Source organism: Roseomonas gilardii, from assembly GCF_001941945.1.
Classification (GTDB): Bacteria; Pseudomonadota; Alphaproteobacteria; order Acetobacterales; family Acetobacteraceae; genus Roseomonas.
In genome coordinates this window covers 2,108,140-2,126,480 of the sequence record NZ_CP015583.1, presented here as the reverse complement: position 1 = coordinate 2,126,480, position 18,341 = coordinate 2,108,140, and the positions used below count along the sequence as shown (strand labels likewise).

Genomic DNA, 18,341 nt, shown 5'->3' with positions numbered 1-18,341 from the left:
GCGTGGCCTTGCTGGCTGGTCAGCGCGAGAAGACGACGTTGCCCACCATCCCGGACTCGTAGTGGCCCGGCACGTTGCAGGCGAACTCCAGTTCGGCGGCCTTGGTGAACTTGAAGATCATTTCCTCGGTCTGACCTGGGTTAACCAGGACAGCGTTCGGGTCGTCGTGACGCATCGCAGCGCCGCCATGGTTCATGCCGCCGTGGCCCATGGCGCCGTGGTTCATACCCGGCATGCTGGAGTGGTCCATGCCTGCCATGGCGTCCTTGCGGGTCGCCGACATCATGCCGCTCTCGAACATGGCCCGCATCTCACGCTGGTGCTGCTGGTGCATGGCGGCGGTGCCGATGTTGAACTCGTGCAGGAGCTCGCCCGCGTTGCGCACCCGGAAGCGGATGGTCTCGCCAGCGCGGACCTGGATGCGCTGCGTCTGGTAGCTGTTGTCGCGCATGACGATGTCGATCGTTCGCTTGACGTCCTGGGCGCGGCCGAGGGTGCCGAACTCCTGGTAGGACTGGTCCGCGGCGGCGGGCCAGGTCTGGCCCGCGACGGCGAGGAGGGCCAGGGCGGCGGCCGCGACGGAGGTGACAAGACGCATCTCTAGGCTTCCCCGGTCTGTGCAGGCGCGGGAAAGGCAAGGCCCACGCTCGATGTGACGGGGTCAGGATGGCGGCCGAGTGCGAGCCGAAGATTGCCCGAGTGTGACAAGATATTTCATGGAGGCGGCGGGCGGCCGTATCGACCCGACGGACAAAGCATGCGGCACTTCTGGCATTCATTCGGGCCGCCAATCCGGCTTGACATCGGGAATATATCGGCAATACCAGATATATGGAATCGTATGACGCCCTGGCCTGCCTCGGTGCCCTGTCGCAGTCCACGCGCCTGGAAACCTTCCGGCTCTTGGTCCGGCATGAGCCGGACGGCCTGCCCGCCGGTGAGGTGGCCCGGCAACTCGACGTTCCCCAGAACACGATGTCCACGCACCTGGCGGTGCTGACGCGCGCTGGCCTGCTCCGCTCCGAGCGCCTCAGCCGCTCCATCGTCTATCGGGCCGACCTGGAGCGCCTGCGCGAGATGATGCTGTTCCTGGTCAGGGACTGCTGCGGCGGCCGCGCCGACCTGTGCCAGCCCCTGATCGCCGACCTGCTGCCCTGCTGCCCGCAAGAGAAGGCTGTCCCATGAGCAACGTGACCATCTACCACAACCCGGCCTGCGGGACGTCTCGCAACACCCTGGCCCTCATCCGCAACAGTGGCGAGGAGCCGCAGGTCATCGAGTACCTGAAGACGCCGCCGACGCGGGAGGAACTCAAGGGCCTCATCCAGCGCATGGGCGTGTCGGTGCGCGACGTGCTGCGCCAGAAGGGCACGCCCTATGCAGAGCTTGGCCTTGGCGACCCGTCTCTTACGGACGACCAGTTGCTCGACGCCATGATGGCGCACCCCATCCTCATCAACCGTCCCATCGTGGTGACCTCGCTCGGCGTGAAGCTGTGCAGGCCGTCCGAGGCGGTGCTCGACATCCTGCCGAACCCGCAGCAGGGCGCCTACGCGAAAGAGGGTGGTGAGCCGGTGGTCGATGAGCAGGGCCGCCGCCTGATCTGAGAGCCGGGCGTCCGCGCCTTCTCCCCCCTTGACGACGACGTACTGCACCGCTCCGTCCCAGGTGAGCGGGTATCCTGGCGCGCCCTGAAGTCTGAGAGCACCCTCTACATGCTGGCCTTGGCTATCTTCGTCTTCACCCTCGTCCTGGTCATCTGGCAGCCCCGCGGCCTCGGCATCGGCTGGAGCGCCATGGGCGGCGCCGCGCTGGCCCTGCTGACCGGCGTCATCGGCTGGGCCGACGTGCCGGTGGTCTGGGGCATCGTCTGGGATGCCACCTTCACCTTCGTGGCGCTCATCATCATCTCGCTGCTGCTGGACGAGGCCGGGTTCTTCCAGTGGGCCGCGCTGCACGTGGCGCGCTGGGGCGGCGGCAACGGACGGCGGCTGTTCCCGCTGATCGTGGTGCTGGGCGCGCTCATCGCCGCCTTCTTCGCCAACGACGGCGCGGCCCTGCTGCTGACGCCCATCGTCATGGCCATCCTGCTGCGGCTGAACTTCTCGGCAGGCGCCACGCTGGCCTTCATCGTGGCCTGCGGCTTCGTGGCCGACACTACCAGCCTGCCGCTGGTGATCTCGAACCTCGTCAACATTGTCTCGGCCAACTACTTCGGCATCGAGTTCGGCCGCTACGCCGCCGTCATGGTGCCGGTGAACCTGGTGGCCCTCGTCGCGACGCTGGCCGTGCTCTGGGCCTACTACGGGCGCCAGGTGCCCGCCGCCTACGCGCTGGACCAGTTGGAGCGGCCGAGCGCCGCCATTCGCGACCACCTCGTCTTCCGGGCGGCCTTTCCGCTGCTCGCCGTGCTGCTGCTGGCCTACTTCGTCCTGGCGCCGCTCGGCGTGCCGGTCGCGGCGGTGACCAGCGCGGCCGCCCTGGTGCTGCTGGTGCTGGCCGGGCGCTGGCACCGGGGCGGCAACGGCGCCGTGGTCTCCATCCGCAAGGTGCTGAGCGAGGCGCCATGGCAGATCGTTGTCTTCTCGCTGGGCATGTACCTGGTGGTCTATGGCCTGCGGAACGCTGGGCTGACGGACCACCTGGCTGGCACGCTGGAGTGGCTGGCCGGGCATGGCCTATGGGCGGCGACTATCGGCACCGGCGTCGGCGCTGCGCTGATCTCCTCGGTGATGAACAACATGCCCAGCGTGCTGGTCGGCGCCCTGGCCATCGAGCAGGCCGAGGGCATCCCGCCCGCCATCCGCGAGGCCATGGTCTACGCCAACGTCATCGGCTGCGACCTCGGCCCCAAGTTCACCCCCATCGGCAGCCTGGCGACGCTGCTGTGGCTGCACGTGCTGGCGCGCAAGGGCACCACCATCACCTGGGGGCAGTACATGAGGGTCGGCCTCGTCATCACGCCGCCGGTGCTGCTGGCCGTGCTGGCCGCCCTGGCGCTCTGGCTGCCCGTGGTCCGCGCGCCATGAGCGGTCGGGTCTTCCGCGACGTCGTGGTCATCGGTGGCGGGCAGTCCGGCCTCGCCGCCGGGTACTTCCTGCGCCGTCAGGGCATCGACTTCGAGATCCTGGACGCCAACGACCGACCGGGCGGCGCCTGGCCGGACGCCTGGGACTCCCTCCGCCTGTTCTCGCCAGCGCAGATGAGTTCGCTGCCTGGCTGGCCCATGCCCCCATCTGCGGGCGGCTACCCCACCCGGGACCACGTGGTCGACTACCTGGAGCAGTACGAGCAGCGGTACAGCCTGCCGATCCAGAGGCCGGTGCGCGTCAGGGACATCCTGACCTCGCCGGACGGGCTGTCGGTGCGCACCGACCGCGGCACATGGCTGGCGAAGGCGGTCATCAGCGCGACCGGGGGCGCCAGCCAGCCCTACATTCCGCCCTACTCCGGCCGAGCGCTGTTCCAGGGCAGGCAGGTCCATTCCTCTGCCTACCGCTCCCCCGACGAGTTCGCAGGCCAGCGCGTGCTGGTGGTGGGTGGCGGCAACTCGGGCGCGCAGATCCTGGCCGAGGTCTCCAAGGTCGCGGAGACGGCCTGGGTCACATTGGAGCCGCCCCGCTTCCTGCCGGATAGCGTGGACGGCCGTGTGCTGTTCGAGCGCGCGACAGAGCGGGTGCGGGCGCAGATGGAAGGCCGGGAGGCGGATCTGCCGAAGGGTGGCCTGGGCGACATCGTCATGGTGCCGTCCGTGCGAGAGGCCCGGGACCTGGACGTGCTCTACACGGTCCGGCCGTTCTCCCGCTTTGTGGCAGACGGCGTGGTCTGGCCGGATGGCACGCGTACGGCCGTGGACGCTGTGATCTGGTGCACGGGCTTCCGGGCGAACCTGAGCCACCTGGCGCATCTGGGCGTGCTGACGGCGGAGGGTCACGTCGCCGTCGAACACGGCCGCGCCACGCGCGAGCGGCGTCTCTGGCTGCTCGGCTATGGCGACTGGACCGGCGCCGCCTCCGCGACGCTGGCGGGCATCACCCGGTCCGCCCGCGACACCGTCCACGCCATCCAACAGTTCCTGACGACGGGGAGACCCTGATGCCCTCCGACCTCGACCTCTCGCTCCCCAACGTGGCCGACGAATACCTCCAGACGCCGGACCTGGGTAAGCTGGGCATCTCCGGTGCGAGCCAGCATCCGCCGCGCATCCTGCTGCTCTACGGCTCGCTGCGGGAGCGGTCCTACAGCCGCCTCCTGGTCCTCGAGGCCGAGCGTATCCTCCGCCGCCTCGGCGCCGAGACGCGGGTCTTCGACCCCCGCGACCTGCCGGTGGTCGACAGCGTACCCGCCGACCACCCCAAGGTGGCGGAACTCCGAGAGTTGTCCCTGTGGTCCGAGGGCCAGGTTTGGTGCAGCCCGGAGCGGCACGGCGCCGTCACCGGCATCCTGAAGAACCAGATCGACTGGCTGCCGCTGGAGAGCCGCGGCGTCCGTCCGACCCAGGGGCGCATGCTGGCGGTGATGCAGGTCTCCGGCGGCAGCCAGAGCTTCAACAGCGTCAACACCCTGCGCCTGCTCGGGCGCTGGATGCGGATGATCACCATCCCCAACCAATCCTCCGTGCCCAAAGCGCATGAGCAGTTCGACGAGGCGGGACGCATGCTGCCGGGGCCGCTCTATGACCGCGTCGTCGACGTCATGGAGGAACTGGTGAAGTTCACCCTGCTGACTCGTGACATTTCGAGCCACCTGACCGACCGCTACAGCGAGCGCAAGGAGCGGGCGGAGAAGCAGGCCAAGGCGGACTTGGCTAAGCTCTCGGGCGCCGTCGGATAGGCGCTGGAGCTCTCGTGCGGACAGTAGGCAAGAGAGGACAACCTCTGCTCGTGAACGGATAAAGACGTTTCCACTGACACCAAGCCCACGAGAAGGCCGGGCTCAGGTAGCTGACAGGATTGTTGGTGCGGCGCGTTATTGTTAACGAGAGTTAATCTCAGCTACCCGTCCACCGGGAAAGGCCCGCCATGACAAACACGAACTCCGTCACCTATCCCGCCATGCCCACGCTTCGCCGCCGCCACGCGCTCGCGCTGCTCGGCGCGGCTGGCTTTGCCCTGCGGACTGCACCGGCGCGTGCCGCCGCGGTGGAGAAGAGCGTGAAGCTGGCGCCCGGCCTCTGCGAACTGGTTGTCAGCACCACCACAGGCCTTGTGCATGTGGCGAGCACCGGCCCGCGCGGCGCCGACGACGCCAAGATCCTTGGCCTGGATCCGCGTACCCTGGAGGTCCGCTCCACCATCGAGCTCGGCGCGAACACAGCTTTCGGCCTCGGCGTGAACGACAGCACCGGCATGCTGTTCGGCACCGGCACGCGCAAAGGCAGGGTGCTCGCCATTGACCTCCGCACCGGCAAGGTCAAGACGGAGATCGGCGAGGGCGAGAACAACCATCCGCGGCAGGTCGTCGTGGACGAGGCGCGCAACCGCGCCTTCGTCTCCAACTTCGGCTTCCGGGAGAAGCCGAGCGCCGTGTGGGTGGTGGACACGGCTGCCAACACCCTCGCCAGCGTCATCACGGAAGGGCTGGAAGGGGGTATCTCGGGCCTTACCCATGACCCTGCGGGAGACCGGGTCTTCGTGGCCGCCTTGCAGACGAACGAGGTGGTGGAAGTGAGCCTTGCCCGCCGCGCCGGGGTGCGCCGCTTCGCCTCCGGCGGGGACGGGCCAATCAACTTGGCCTTCCACGCCGCCAGCGGGCGCCTGTTCTGCACCAACCAGAAGAGCGGCCAACTGGCCGTGCTGGATGCCGCGTCCGGCCAGCCGGTCAAGGTGCTGGAGACAGGTGCGGGCGCGCTGGCCGTCACCTTCTCGACCGACGGTGCGCTGGCCTATGTCACCAACCGTGGGGCTGGCACGGTCAGCCTGGTGGACACGCGCGCGCTGACCGTGCTGGCGAGCCTGCAGACCGGCACGCACCCGAACACCGTGGCCGTGGATCGGCGCACGGGGCTCGCCTATGTCAGCAACAAAGCCCGCTCGGCGCCGCGTCCTGCCCAGGGCCAGCCTCCGGCCCCGGCGCCCGAGGACCCGAACGGTGACACGGTGAGCCTGATCCGCGCCTAAGATCATGGCCGTTCCGGCGGGCAACCGCTGAAACGGCCCGGAGTGGACACGGCTGGGAAGAGCCGTGTGAACGGTCAGGCGCCAGTGCTGGGACCGAGGGCTTCGATGATGCGGCACTCCGCCACCTTGCCGTGGCGGCACTGTCCGATGAGGGAATCCAGTTCGCGGCGCAGTGCCTGGAGGTCGGCAATCTTCCGGTCCACATCCTCCAGGTGCTCGCTGGCGATGACGTCCACCGCGTCGCAGGAGCGCTCGCGGTCCTCGGCCAAGTCGAGCAGTGTGCGGATCTGATCCAGCGAGAAGCCGAGGTCCCGCGCACGCCGGATGAAGCTCAGGCGGCCAAGGTGGGCCTCGCCGTAGGTCCGGTAGTTCCCGGCGCTGCGGGCCGGGGCCGGGAGCAGCCCCACACGCTCATACCAGCGAATGGTTTCCACCTTCGTCCCGGTCGCCCTGGCGAGAGCGCCGATGTTCAGCAAGTTCTCCAAAGACATCACCTTGACCCTGTAGCGACTACAGGGTCTATATAAGACGTCATCAGTTCCCCGCAACCAGCGGGGACCCACCTGCGAAGGAGGCAAGCGATGGCGAATGGTGACACGGCAGCAGGAACATCGGTCGACCTGCGTTACCGGGTGGAGGGCATGGATTGCTCCGGCTGCGCCCTGAAGATCGAGGGTGCGGTCGAGCAGATCGGCGGCGCCGAGGACATCCAGGTCAACTACAAGACGCAGACCCTGGAGTTCCGCCTGAATGAGGCGACCACGCCACGCTCGGCCGTCGAGGAGAAGATCCGCGGTCTGGGCTACGGTGTCGCGGCCCTGGCGTAACCAACAGGAACAGGATGACAGCCATGGCTGACGGCGGAACGGCTCAACTAGCCCCCAAGTCCAGGGCGGCCCTGCGATACCACGTGGAGGGCATGGACTGCCCGTCCTGCGCCTCGAAGATCGAAACTGCCGTTGGCCGCTTCGGCGGGGCCGAGGACATCCGGGTCAACTACCACAGCCAGGTCCTGGCCTTCCGGCTGGACGAGGCGGCGACCCCGCGTTCGTCCGTCGAGGAGGGGATCCGCAAGCTCGGCTACGGCGTCGCCCCGGTCGAGGCGCCGCGGGTGGTCGCGGGCGAGCCTGGCGCGGTCGCCGCCGACGTACCGCTCGTTCGCCCACGCCAGCCCTGGTGGAAGGGGAAGAAGGCGCGGCTTGCCGCGGCGATCGGCGCCCTCATGGTGGCCGGGTTCGCCGCTTCGCTCGCCGTCCCGTCGCTGGACCACTGGGCCTACGTACCCGCCGCCCTGATCGGGCTCGTCTTTTTCGGCAGGAAGGCCATCGCCGCGGCGCGCGCCGGTTCGCCCTTCAGCATCGAGATGCTGATGTCGATCGCCACTGTCGGCGCCATCGCCATCGGAGCAACCTCCGAGGCGGCCGTGGTGGTGTTCCTGTTCACTGTCGGCGAACTCCTGGAGGGCATCGCGGCCGGGCGCGCCCGCGCGGGGATCGAGGCGCTCGGCGCCCTGGTGCCGAGGACCGCGCTGCGCATCGAAGACGGCACGGCACGGGAGGTGCCCGCCGCCAGCCTCAAGGTCGGCGACCTCGTCCTGGTCCGCCCGGGTGACCGCGTCTCCGCCGACGGCGATGTGGCCGAGGGCGAATCCGAGGTCGACGAGAGCCCGGTGACCGGTGAGTCTATCCCCGTTCCCAAGGCGGAGGGCGCCCCTGTCTTCGCGGGCAGCATCAATGCCTCCGGTGCGCTCCAGGTCCGGGTGACGAAGCCTGCCTCCGACAACACAATCGCCCGCATCATCCGCCTGGTGGAGGAGGCGCAGGACGCCAAGGCGCCGACCGCCCGCTTCATCGAGCGGTTCTCGGCCATCTACACGCCGATCGCAGTTGCCGTGGCGGCCCTGGTTGTCGTCGCGCCGCCGCTTATCGTCGGCGCGGACTGGGACACCTGGATCTACCGCGGCCTGGCGCTGCTGCTGGTCGCCTGCCCCTGCGCCCTCGTCCTCTCGACGCCCGCGGCCATCGCCTCCGGCCTCGCCGTCGGCACCCGGCGGGGCCTGCTGGTGAAAGGCGGCGGCGCCCTGGAGACCATCGGCCGGATCCGCGCCGTCGCCTTCGACAAGACCGGCACCCTGACCGAGGGACGCCCGCGCGTGACCGACCTCCTCGCCCTGTCTGGCTCGGAACGCACGATGCTTGGCCTCGCCGCCGCGGTGGAGAACGGCTCCAGCCATCCGCTCGGCCGCGCCATCCTGGAGCGGGCGGACGCGGACGGCATCCCGCTCCGCCCGGCCAAGGAGTCCCGCGCCATCCCCGGCAAGGCCGTCGAAGCCGTCGTGACCGGCAAGCGCGTGACGGTCGGCTCACCCACCCACGCTGCCGCTCAGGCGCCGCTCACGGCTGACGCAACGCGGACGGTCGCCGAGTGGGAGAATCAAGGAAAGACCGTGGTCGTCGTCTCTGTGGACGGCGCGCCCACTGGCCTGGTCGCGGTGCGCGACGAGCCCCGGCCGGACGCGGCCGCGGGCATCCGGGCGCTCGACGCCCTCGGCGTCGAGGCCGTCATGCTGACCGGCGACAACGTCCGCACGGGTCAGGCCATCGCCGGAGCGCTCGGCCTCAAGGTGAAGGCGGGGCTGCTGCCGGAGGACAAGCTGCGCGAGATCGGCGCCCTCAAGGCAAAGGCGCCCGTGGCCATGGTCGGCGACGGCATCAACGACGCGCCCGCGCTCGCCGCCGCCTCGGTCGGCATCGCCATGGGTGGCGGGACCGACGTGGCCTTGGAGACCGCCGACGCGGCGCTGCTGAACAGCCGTGTCGTGGACGTGGCCGCCCTGGTCGGGCTGTCGCGCGCGACTCTGGCCAACATCCACCAGAACGTGGCCATCGCCCTCGGCCTCAAGGCGGTCTTCCTGGTGACGACGGTGGTCGGCATCACCGGCCTCTGGCCCGCCGTGCTGGCCGACACCGGCGCCACGGTGCTGGTGACCCTCAACGCCATGCGCCTGCTCGGGTACCGCTTCAAGGGCATGGCGCATGGCTGAGGGCCTGCTTAGGGCGCGGCTCGCCTGGACCTGGGGCGCGGGGACGGCCGCGCTGGCCTTCGCGCTGGACCAGGCGACGAAGTGGTGGGTGCTGGCCCATCTCATGGATCCGCCCCGCGTCATCCCCGTCACCCCGTTCTTCAACCTGGTGCTGGCATGGAACCGGGGCGTCAGCTTCGGCCTGCTGTCGGCGGACCACCCCGCGACGCCCTGGCTCCTGTCCTCCCTCGCGCTCGCCGTCATCGCAGGCCTCGTCGTCTGGACGACGCGCGACCGGCGCCCCGGGATGGCGGCTTCGATCGGGTTCATCGTCGGTGGCGCCCTGGGAAACGTCGTCGACCGGCTGCGGCACGGCGCCGTGACGGACTTCCTGGACTTCCACGTGGCTGGCTACCACTGGCCCGCCTTCAACCTCGCCGACAGCGCGATCTTCGTCGGCGTTGCGCTCCTGCTCCTCGTCAGCGGGCGGCGCGAACCGGCGGGCGCGCCGACCTCCGTGGCGCGACCCTGAGGGCGGGACCGGCGTGAACCCGCTCCTCCAGATGTCCGGCCTCCTGACCGCTTTCCTGGCGGGGATGGTTTCCTTCCTCTCGCCCTGCGTGCTGCCGCTGGTGCCCGGCTACGTCTCTTATGTCGCCGGGCGCTCGGTCGCCGCCGAGCGCACCGCGCCGGATCGCCTCGCCACGGTCGGCCTCGGCCTCTGCTTCGTCCTGGGCTTCGCGACCGTCTTCGTGGCGATGGGCGCGGGCGCCTCGGCGCTGAGCCAAGCCCTGCTGCGCTACCGCTACGAGGCTGGGATCGTGGGCGGGGTGGTCGTTATCCTGTTCGGCCTGATGACTGCGGGTGTTCTGCGATTGATGCCGTTACAACGCGACCTCCGCTTCATGCCGACTCTCAGCGGCGGCACGCCGCTCTCCGCCTACGTGCTCGGGCTGGCCTTTGCCTTCGGCTGGACGCCCTGCATCGGTCCGGTGCTGGGCGCCATCCTGGCGCTGACCGCCACCAGCGAAATCAGCCACCTCGGCATCATGCTCCTGGCCGCCTATGCGGCCGGGCTGGGCGTGCCCTTCCTGCTGGTGGCCGCCTTCGCCGACGCCTTTCTACGCGGCCCGTTCCGCAGCCTGCGACGCGTCGGGCGCGTTCTTCAGATCGTGGCGGGTGGCATCATGGTGGCGATGGGGGTGGCAATGATTACCGGCCACCTGACTGACTTCGCCATCCTGATGCTCCAACTCTTCCCCTGGCTCGGGAGCATCGGATGAGCGGCGCCGCGGATTCTAAGAAGCGCGCCTAATACGCCGTCAGCCACACCGCGAAGCATGCAACTCCGCCCGGCTGGGTTTAGCGCTCCTCGGCCCTCGCCGGGTGCGCCCTTGCCGAAAGACATCGTGCTCGGTGTCCCAAGGTGGCCACCATCGCGGCTTCCGCGACACCGCGCAAAAACAGGGAGAACAGAATGCCGTCTCAGCCGATCGTACGGGGCTTTTACGATGATCAGACCGGAAGCGTCTCCTACGTCGTGGCGGATCCGCAAACAAAGAAATGCGCGGTTATCGATCCCTTGTTAAGCTTCGACCGCAATTCATGCAGCCTTGCGACCCAGCCAGCCGACGAGATTGCCACCCATATCCGGGAGCGCGGACTGATCCCGGAATGGGTGCTCGACACCCACCCGCATGCTGACCACCTTTCTGCCGTCGCCTACCTGGGCGAGCGCCTTGGCGTGCCAACAGGCATTGGCGAACAGACCCTCGCAGTTCAGGCGATCTGGTCGGACATCTATAACATCCCCGATCTCGAGGTCGGTGGCCGCGACTATTGGGACCACATGTTTGCAGATGGTCACTGCTTCAATCTTGGCGCCTCGGAAGTGAGGGTGATTTTTTCCCCAGGCCACACCGCGGCCTCGGTCACCTACGTCGTTGGCGACGCCGCGTTCGTGCATGACACCCTCTTCATGCCGGATGCGGGCACGGCACGAGCCGACTTCCCTGGTGGTAACGCGCGGGCCTTGTACCGCAGCATCCAGAGCATCCTCGCGTTGCCACCGACGACACGCCTCTTCACCGGCCACGATTACCGTCCGGGCGGGCGCGAACCGCGTTGGGAGTCCACCGTAGCGGAGCAGCGGGCAACCAACATTCACCTACGGGACAGCGGCGGAGAGGACGGGTTCGTTCGGCTGCGGGAGGAACGTGATCGAACGCTTCCTCTGCCAGCGATGATGCTCTTTGCATTGCAAGTGAACCTCCGCGGCGGACGTCTGCCGAAGCCGGAAGCGAATGGCACCTCATACCTGAAGCTGCCGATTGACCGCTTTCGAACGAGCGCTGCCAGGGCGATGGACGCAGAATGATCGGCCGGTTTTGGACGGCCTCTCCGAAGCGGCCAGCGATCCCAGCATTGAGCTCACGGTCATCTTGGGCCGTGCATCTGGGTGGCGGTGCTGAGGTCTTTCCAATGTACGAAAGGCGCCCGTCACCTCGTAGCACGCGACATCTTGATGGCCATGGGCGCCGCGCCGGTCCGCTATTTCAGATCCGGCACCCCCTGAACGTATCGGTACGGTCTTGGCTCGGGAGCATCGGATGAGCGACGACGACGACCTGCCCAAGGACCTCGCCCACATCACGCCCGCCTACCGCCGGGCGCTCTGGATCGTGGTCGGCCTCAATGTCGGTTATGGCCTGGTGGAGATGGTCGGCGGCTTCATCTCCGGCAGCCAGGCGCTCAAGGCGGACGCCCTCGACTTCCTCGGCGATGGCCTAATCAGCTTCCTTGGCCTGCTGGCGATCGGCTGGAGCCTCGCCTGGCGTGCCCGCTCCGCCCTCATTCAGGGCCTGTTTCTTGCCGTGCTTGGCGTGGGCGTGCTCGCCACCACCGGCTATCGGGTGCTGGTGCTGAACCAGCCCGAGGCCGAGCTCATGGGCCTCTTCGGCGCCGTCGCGCTGGTGGTGAACGTGGCCTCCGCAGCGGTCCTCATGCCGCACCGCGAGGGCGACGCCAACGTCCGGGCCGTCTGGCTGTTCAGTCGCAACGATGCCATCGGCAACCTGGCCGTGGTGGTCGCGGCGGGCCTGGTCTGGTGGACCGAAACTGCGTGGCCAGACCTCGCCGTGGCGTTCGTCATCGCCGGGCTGTTCCTGCAATCCGCCTGGGCAATCATCCGTGATGCTCGTAGCGACCTTGATAAGGCAGGCCAGGGAGAACAGCAGTCCGACCGATAGCCGCCATCAACTTATCAGCTTGCCTGCTTGGTGGTGCATGCAACAGGCATGATGATAACGGCGCTGCCCATCGTTGCTGCCCTTGGCAGGAGCAGCAGGTGGGCAGGCGCCACAGCGAGGGCGCGGCTTCCTGGGGTATGGCACGGCGGCTTGCGCCGGGGCCCGGCCAGCCGGTGCACCTTCCTGGAAGACCTTTCCGTTCCGGTCCTTGCAAAGCGGGCTGCCTGCTGCGGCTGGCGAGCCTAACCACGTCACCACACCCGCGGCGTGACATCGGTTGCCCGCTCACCACGGAGGAGCCGACAACTTGGCCATCACCCGCACCGGCCTGGAAGAGAACCAAGTCGCCATCTACTTCGCCGCCGTCGTGGCGGGCGCGATCGCGGCCGTCGCCGCGCCCGGCGCGGCGTGGGGGGCGGTCATCAACCCCGCCCTCGCGGCCCTGCTGTACGTGACCTTCCTCCAGGTGCCGCTGGCGGACCTGCGAAGGAGCCTGGCCAACGGGCGCTTCCTGCTGACGCTGCTGGCGGTGAACTTCGTTGCCGCGCCCCTGGTGGCGTTCGCCCTGGCTTCCATGCTGCCCGGCGAGCAATGGGTGCTGCGCCTGGGTGTCCTGATGGTGCTGCTGGCGCCCTGCATCGACTACGTGGTCGTGTTCACCCACCTCGGCCGCGGGGACGCCCGCCTCATCCTGGCGGCGACGCCGGTGCTGCTGGTGGCGCAGATGCTGCTGCTCCCCGTCTACCTCGGCCTGTTCATCGGCGAGCGGGCCATGGCGATGATGCAGCCCGGTCCCTTCATCGAAGCCTTCGTCTGGCTGATCGCCGTGCCCCTGGCTCTCGCCGCGGCCACTCAGGCGTGGGCGGCGCGCTTCGGCGCCGGGAAGGCGGTCGCGGACGCCATGGGATGGCTGCCCGTTCCCCTGATGGCCGTGGTGCTGTTGGTGGTCATCGCGGCCGTTGCCCCGAACGTGGCGGCCCAGGCAGGCTCCGTCGCCATGCTGGTGCCGGTCTACGTCGCTTTCGCCGCGCTGATGCCGGTCGTAGGTAGCGTCATCTCCAGGTATGCGGGCCTGGAGGCGGGCGCGGCGAGGGCGGTCACCTTCAGCGGCGGCACCCGGAACTCCCTGGTCGTCCTGCCGCTGGCCTTCGCTATCCCGGAAGCCGGTGCGCTGCTGCCTGCCGCGGTGGTGACGCAGACGCTCGTCGAACTCGTCGCCATGCTGGTCTACATCCGCTGGGTGCCGAGGCTGGTGCCCGCCAACCCCGGCCTTGCTGCGGAGTGACGGTCATCCCGCCGTTGCCGACCACGCGGGGAAAGGGTCAGCCAGCCGCTGGCGGCGGATCTTCCGCGTGGCAACAACCCTTCCCGTCCACCTGGACAGGCGGGCACGGCACCGTGCCGTAGGAGCAGAACACACAGCAGTCGCCCTGCTTGGGCCGGAGCAGCGTTCCGCAGCCGGTGCAGTCATAGAAGTACTGGCAGGCATCGGTCGGCATTGTCTCGGTTCTCGCCGTGCCGCAGTGCGGGCAGGTGATTGTCGACTCCAGGATCATCGGGTCCTCACACGTACGCATAACCGAGCACCAACAGGATGATCCCGACCGCCAAACCTGCCGGAACGACAAGCCGGAGGGCTGGGTTGGGGGAGCAGGCGGAGCCCGGCTCGCAGGCAACCGCTGCCCGCTGGCGCCAGAGCAGGACCGCTCCGCCAGCCAGGCACGCGGCTGCGGCGGCGAGCAGGATCGTGCGGTACGGCCCCAGAAGGACCGCCAGCCCGAAGAGCCAAGCGCTTCCCAGCCCGAGGGAGCCAAGAAGCATCGGCAGCGCACAGCAGGAGGCCGCACCGAAGGCTGCGGCGATGCCCGTCGTCGTCAGCACCATCGCACCGGCTTCCTGGACCGCCCCATGTGCCGGGGTAGCATTCACTTGGGTGTCGGACACGGTCGGCCTCCTTGTCTCAGCTATGCAGCCTACCTACCGTCTGTAGCGACTACAGACTCAAGTCCTTTCTGAGGAGGCGCATGGGATGGGGCAGAGCGGCGTTGCCATCGGTGAACTCTCGCGGCGGACGGGCTGCAACATCGAGACGATCCGCTATTACGAGCGGATTGGCTTGCTTCCAATACCGGCCCGCCGGGGGCGCTACCGCCTCTTCGGTGAGGAGGACATCAGGCGGCTGAGGTTCGTGCGGCGCGCGCGGGAGCTTGGCTTCACCCTGAACGAGGTGGGCGCGCTCCTCGAACTTGGTGCAGGCGCCTGCACCGAGGTCCATGGCATCGCCGCAGCACACCTCGCGGATGTCCGCTCCCGAATTGCCGACCTCCAGGCGATGGAGCGTGTACTGGATGGTGCCGTGCAGCAATGTCAATCCGGGGAGCAGGCCACATGCCCACTGATTGAGACCTTGTCGGGAACAGCGGCCACTACCTAGGCGCAGCGCAAGGAGGGCCATGGGCTAGCAGTCGATTGCTGTGAGTGGTCGTGGCGGCCATTGCGTCGGGCATAGCGGCCAAATCGGCAGCGTCGCCAAGCTGATCTGCATTTGCTGATGCGGAGGCTGGTTCCCACCATGCCGAGTACCGCCTTCGCCAGTTTGCTGGCGAAGGATGTCAGGGGGAAGGCCCTTACTCCACCTCGGGTGCCGTCTCGTCACCGTCCCCCAAAGCCAACTGCATCAGCACAGTATCCAGCCATCGCCCGTGCTTGCGGCCAACCGAGCGCAAGGTGCCGATCGGCTGAAATCCGAACGCCTTGTGCAGGCGGATGGACGCCTCGTTCGCGCTGTCGCCGATGACGGCCACCATCTGCCGGTAGCCGAGTGCGGCGCACTCCTGGATGAGGGCCTCGAGCAGGCGGCGGCCGATGCCGCGCCCTCGGGCCTCCTCGCTGATGTAGACCGAGTTCTCGAGTGTATTCCGGTAGGCAGGCCTGGGCCGATAAGCGCCCGCGTAGGCGTAGCCGAGCACGCGACAATCGGTGTCCTCGGCCACCAGGTAGGGCAGCCCGCGTTCGGTGATGGCGATGCGTCGCTGCCGCATATCTTCGGCCGTCGGTGCCTCTGTCTCGAAGGTGGCGGTGCCATGGAGCACGTGGTGCCGATAGATGGTGGCAACAGCGTCCATGTCGGCCTCTCTGGCAGGCCGGATGGTCACCTCGGCGGGCTGATTGGTGAGGGCGGTTGTGATCAGTTCAGGCACGGGAACCTCGTTTTCTTGGATGGAGGATGACTGTCAGGAACGCCGGAGCGCATTGGGCACGAGTGCCAGCACCATCAGGATGTTCAGCATCGCTGCCCCGCACAGGATAGCCAGCGTCGCCTGCGTGCCGAAGCTGTCCAGCAGCCAGGCGCCGAGAAAGGGCGAGGCTGCCTGCGCGATGAGGGTCGGCATGGCGATGCGGCCCATCAGCACGGCGTAGCCCTCCTTGCCGAACAGGGCCAAGGGCACCGTGTCGCGGGCGATGGAGCGGATGCCGCTGCCCATGCCGTACATGACGATGCCCACCGCCATGACACCCGGGGCGCCCACCAGCATGCCCAGGCCGACCGCCACCAGCACCGCGGACGCGACCAGGCTCCAGATGGGATGCGCCTTCTTGCCGAACAGCATCTCCAGCACGCGGGCGCCGACCTGCGCCGGGCCGATCAGCGTGCCCAAGGCGACGGCCGCCGCCAACGCTAGTCCCTGCGACTGGAGCAGGGTCAGCAGGTGGACGGAGAGCACAGTCATGATGATCGCCGCCAGGGTGAACCCTGCCGCCAGCATAACGAAGGCATAGCGCTGACCCGCCTGCACATGGCCCGACGGCGCGGCAGCCTTGGCGGCCGTGGGTGCTGTGGCGGGCTTAGCGGCTTCACGCGGCACCCCGAACAGGTAGAGCGGCAGCACGACGGCCAAGTGGATGGCGGCATAGGTCAGGCAGGCGCCGCGCCAGCCCAGATGGTCGACCAGGAAGGCGCTGAGCGGCCAGCAGACCGTGCTGGCGAAGCCGCCGAATAGGGTGACGTGGGTGATGGCGGAGCGCGCCTGCTCGCCGTAGAGCCGCCCCAGGGTCGAGAAGGCGGGGTCGTACAGCCCGGCACCCATGGCCAGCCCGAGGATGACCCAGGCCAGCACGAAGACCGGCAGGCTGGGTGCCAGCCCAAGCAGCAGCAGGCCAGCGGAGAGGAGGACAGCGCTGGCTGCCAGCACGGGGCGGCCGCCATGCCGGTCGATCAGGTGGCCGATGCGCGGGGAGGCCAAACCGGAGACCAGCATGCCGATGGACAGGGCACCCATGATCCAGGTGAGCGGCCAGCCCGTGTCCGAGGCGATCGGTCCGGCGAGCACGGCCAGCAGGTAGTAACTGCTTCCCCAGGCCAGGATCTGGGCGACACCGATGGCGGAGACCACGGTCAGGCGGCTGCGGCTGGCCGCCGGACCTGTGGAGCCAGCCTGAGCCTGAATGGCGGCCTGGCTCATTCCGCAGGCTCGGCCGGGACGGACACTTTCTGGGCTGCGGTCCCGCAGCACGGAGCATCCTCCGCCAATTCGGGCTTGGGCGCGCAGCAGGCGCCCTGGGGCGTTGCAGGCGTGCAGCAGGAGGATGCCGCGTCAGCGTCCGCAGGCAGCACGCGGTTGCTGGTGCACACGCCAGTCTGCGGCAGGTCGAGTTCCACCCGGCGCGCGGCCTCGATGTCGCCTGCCAAGAAGGCGGCGATTGAGCGCACCTGCTCGTAGCCGGTGGCCAGCAGGAAGGTCGGGGCCCGCCCGTAGGAGGTCATGCCCGCCAGGAAGAGTCCGCTGTCTGGCTGCTGGAGCTCGATGGCACCATGCGGCCGGACGGTCCCGCAGGAGTGCAGGTTGGGGTCGATCAGAGGCGCCAGGACGCGCGGGCACTCCAGCGCCGGATCCAGGTCGAGGCGGACCTCCCGCAGGATGGAGAGCTCAGGGCGCAGGCCGGTGGCCACCACCATCTCGTCCGCCTGAACCGACCGGCCGCTGCTATCGAGGACATCTAGCGAGCCGTCTGTCTGGCGGCGGATCTCCTCCACAGCGAAGGGCGCCAGCAACTGCACCCGGCCACCCTCGACATAGGCCTTCAGCCGCTGCCCCAGAGCGCCACGCTCCGGCAACTGGTCGGCCGCGCCACCACCGTAGGCCCGCGTCAGATCAGGGCTGCGCGCCGCCCAGATGACGGTGGTGCCCGGCGCCTGGTCGGCCAGGGCGACGAGGTCGATGAGGCTGCCGATGGCCGAGTGGCCAGAGCCGACAACCAGCACGCGCTTGCCCGCGTACCGGCCTCGCTCGGCGCCCAGGACGTCCGGCATGCCGTAGCGGATCCGGTCGGCGGCTGATTGCTCACCGATGGCGGGCAGGCCAGAAGCGCCTGCCGGATTGGGATGTCCCCAGGTGCCGGTCGCCACGATAACGGCCCGCGCGAGCAGGCGGCCCTCTTGGCCCCCGGTCTGAAACCTGACCTCGAACGGCTGCTGCTCACGACCGTCATTGCGAACCTTGCCAGCCCGCAACCGTGCGACGCCCGTCACCCGGGTGTTCAGACGCAGGCAGGCGGCGAACTCCGGTAAGACGGCCAGAGGTGCCAGGTAGTCCTCGACGAGCTCGCGGCCGGTCGGGAAGACCTCGGCATCTGGCGCCGTCCACCCGTGCCGCTCCAGGAGCGCGCGGCAGGCCCGGTCTACATTGTACCGCCAGGGGGAGAAGGTATGGACATGGCCCCAGTCCAGAGGCGCCGTGCCGACCGAAGGTCCGGCCTCGAACACCACCGGCTCCAGGCCGCGCTCCAGCAGGTGCGCGGCGGCAGCCAGGCCGACCGGACCACCGCCGATGATGGCGACGGGCAGCGATCCGGGGCTCGCGGAGCGCTCAGGGGCCCTGTTCTGAGGGGCAGGCTTGGCGGAGCAGCAGGAGCTCATCTGACGTTCCCCTTTGTTATGCCTCGGTGGGCGAT

General features: G+C 68.7%; 21 protein-coding genes. 14 read left to right on the top strand and 7 right to left on the bottom strand.

The window, feature by feature from the left end; all coding sequences use genetic code 11:
• Positions 1 to 19: 19 nt before the first annotated feature.
• Complete coding sequence (locus tag RGI145_RS09680) at positions 20 to 598, bottom strand: cupredoxin domain-containing protein (RefSeq protein ID WP_019460583.1); 579 nt, start codon at positions 596 to 598, stop codon at positions 20 to 22.
• A gap of 233 nt (positions 599 to 831) precedes the next feature.
• On the opposite strand from RGI145_RS09680, the gene RGI145_RS09675 reads away from it, so the two are divergent.
• The 6 genes from RGI145_RS09675 to RGI145_RS09650 all read left to right on the top strand — a co-directional run bounded on the left by RGI145_RS09675 (position 832) and on the right by RGI145_RS09650 (position 6,119).
• Positions 832 to 1,185 (top strand): ArsR/SmtB family transcription factor, encoded by a 354-nt coding sequence (locus RGI145_RS09675; RefSeq protein ID WP_019460584.1) that lies wholly within the window; start codon positions 832 to 834, stop codon positions 1,183 to 1,185.
• Positions 1,182 to 1,607, top strand: coding sequence for an arsenate reductase (glutaredoxin) (gene arsC, locus RGI145_RS09670; protein WP_019460585.1), 426 nt, complete (start codon positions 1,182 to 1,184; stop codon positions 1,605 to 1,607). Before RGI145_RS09675 ends, arsC begins: the two co-directional genes overlap by 4 nt.
• A gap of 108 nt (positions 1,608 to 1,715) precedes the next feature.
• Positions 1,716 to 3,029: an arsenic transporter gene (locus RGI145_RS09665; protein ID WP_019460586.1), complete on the top strand. Its 1,314-nt coding sequence runs from the start codon at positions 1,716 to 1,718 to the stop codon at positions 3,027 to 3,029.
• The gene (locus tag RGI145_RS09660) at positions 3,026 to 4,096 is read left to right on the top strand and encodes an ArsO family NAD(P)H-dependent flavin-containing monooxygenase (protein WP_019460587.1); all 1,071 of its coding nucleotides are present in this window, start codon (positions 3,026 to 3,028) and stop codon (positions 4,094 to 4,096) included. Before RGI145_RS09665 ends, RGI145_RS09660 begins: the two co-directional genes overlap by 4 nt.
• A complete protein-coding gene (gene arsH / locus RGI145_RS09655; protein ID WP_019460588.1) occupies positions 4,096 to 4,833 on the top strand; it encodes an arsenical resistance protein ArsH in 738 nt (245 codons plus the stop codon). The genes RGI145_RS09660 and arsH overlap by 1 nt, the downstream gene beginning before the upstream one ends.
• Before the next feature lie 188 nt (positions 4,834 to 5,021).
• Entirely contained in the window at positions 5,022 to 6,119 is a 1,098-nt protein-coding gene (locus RGI145_RS09650; protein ID WP_007002456.1) for a YncE family protein, read from the top strand.
• A gap of 74 nt (positions 6,120 to 6,193) precedes the next feature.
• Here RGI145_RS09650 and RGI145_RS09645 read toward each other — a convergent pair whose 3' ends face one another.
• Positions 6,194 to 6,610, bottom strand: coding sequence for a MerR family transcriptional regulator (locus RGI145_RS09645; protein WP_007002455.1), 417 nt, complete (start codon positions 6,608 to 6,610; stop codon positions 6,194 to 6,196).
• A gap of 90 nt (positions 6,611 to 6,700) precedes the next feature.
• On the opposite strand from RGI145_RS09645, the gene RGI145_RS09640 reads away from it, so the two are divergent.
• The 7 genes from RGI145_RS09640 to RGI145_RS09610 all read left to right on the top strand — a co-directional run bounded on the left by RGI145_RS09640 (position 6,701) and on the right by RGI145_RS09610 (position 13,674).
• Entirely contained in the window at positions 6,701 to 6,946 is a 246-nt protein-coding gene (locus tag RGI145_RS09640; protein ID WP_007002454.1) for a heavy-metal-associated domain-containing protein, read from the top strand.
• 23 nt (positions 6,947 to 6,969) lie between these two features.
• Positions 6,970 to 9,162 carry a heavy metal translocating P-type ATPase gene (locus RGI145_RS09635; RefSeq protein ID WP_457485300.1) on the top strand — a complete coding sequence of 731 codons (2,193 nt, stop codon included), beginning with the start codon at positions 6,970 to 6,972 and terminating at the stop codon, positions 9,160 to 9,162.
• Complete coding sequence (lspA, locus tag RGI145_RS09630) at positions 9,155 to 9,673, top strand: signal peptidase II (protein ID WP_007002452.1); 519 nt, start codon at positions 9,155 to 9,157, stop codon at positions 9,671 to 9,673. The genes RGI145_RS09635 and lspA overlap by 8 nt, the downstream gene beginning before the upstream one ends.
• Before the next feature lie 13 nt (positions 9,674 to 9,686).
• A complete protein-coding gene (locus RGI145_RS09625; RefSeq protein ID WP_007002451.1) occupies positions 9,687 to 10,424 on the top strand; it encodes a cytochrome c biogenesis CcdA family protein in 738 nt (245 codons plus the stop codon).
• Between the two features lie 143 nt (positions 10,425 to 10,567).
• A complete protein-coding gene (locus RGI145_RS09620) occupies positions 10,568 to 11,518 on the top strand; it encodes an MBL fold metallo-hydrolase (protein WP_306302903.1) in 951 nt (316 codons plus the stop codon).
• A 232-nt stretch (positions 11,519 to 11,750) separates the two neighbouring features.
• The gene (locus tag RGI145_RS09615; protein WP_007002449.1) at positions 11,751 to 12,389 is read left to right on the top strand and encodes a cation diffusion facilitator family transporter; all 639 of its coding nucleotides are present in this window, start codon (positions 11,751 to 11,753) and stop codon (positions 12,387 to 12,389) included.
• A 307-nt stretch (positions 12,390 to 12,696) separates the two neighbouring features.
• Entirely contained in the window at positions 12,697 to 13,674 is a 978-nt protein-coding gene (locus tag RGI145_RS09610) for an arsenic resistance protein (RefSeq protein ID WP_007002448.1), read from the top strand.
• Positions 13,675 to 13,711: 37 nt separating this feature from the next.
• Here RGI145_RS09610 and RGI145_RS26110 read toward each other — a convergent pair whose 3' ends face one another.
• Entirely contained in the window at positions 13,712 to 13,888 is a 177-nt protein-coding gene (locus RGI145_RS26110; RefSeq protein WP_007002447.1) for a GDCCVxC domain-containing (seleno)protein, read from the bottom strand.
• Positions 13,889 to 13,952: 64 nt separating this feature from the next.
• On the bottom strand, positions 13,953 to 14,273 hold the full coding sequence (locus RGI145_RS09600; RefSeq protein ID WP_007002446.1) for a mercuric transporter MerT family protein: 321 nt from the start codon (positions 14,271 to 14,273) through the stop codon (positions 13,953 to 13,955).
• Positions 14,274 to 14,418: 145 nt separating this feature from the next.
• On the opposite strand from RGI145_RS09600, the gene RGI145_RS09595 reads away from it, so the two are divergent.
• Positions 14,419 to 14,823, top strand: coding sequence for a MerR family transcriptional regulator (locus RGI145_RS09595; RefSeq protein ID WP_007002445.1), 405 nt, complete (start codon positions 14,419 to 14,421; stop codon positions 14,821 to 14,823).
• 193 nt (positions 14,824 to 15,016) lie between these two features.
• Here the strand turns inward: RGI145_RS09595 and RGI145_RS09590 are convergent, their stop codons facing one another.
• The 3 genes from RGI145_RS09590 to RGI145_RS09580 are packed head-to-tail and all read right to left on the bottom strand — an operon-like array spanning position 15,017 to position 18,306.
• On the bottom strand, positions 15,017 to 15,589 hold the full coding sequence (locus tag RGI145_RS09590; protein WP_007002444.1) for a GNAT family N-acetyltransferase: 573 nt from the start codon (positions 15,587 to 15,589) through the stop codon (positions 15,017 to 15,019).
• Between the two features lie 33 nt (positions 15,590 to 15,622).
• Complete coding sequence (locus RGI145_RS09585) at positions 15,623 to 16,852, bottom strand: MFS transporter (RefSeq protein ID WP_019460596.1); 1,230 nt, start codon at positions 16,850 to 16,852, stop codon at positions 15,623 to 15,625.
• Complete coding sequence (locus RGI145_RS09580) at positions 16,849 to 18,306, bottom strand: FAD-dependent oxidoreductase (RefSeq protein ID WP_019460597.1); 1,458 nt, start codon at positions 18,304 to 18,306, stop codon at positions 16,849 to 16,851. The genes RGI145_RS09585 and RGI145_RS09580 overlap by 4 nt, the downstream gene beginning before the upstream one ends.
• Positions 18,307 to 18,341: the final 35 nt, after the last annotated feature.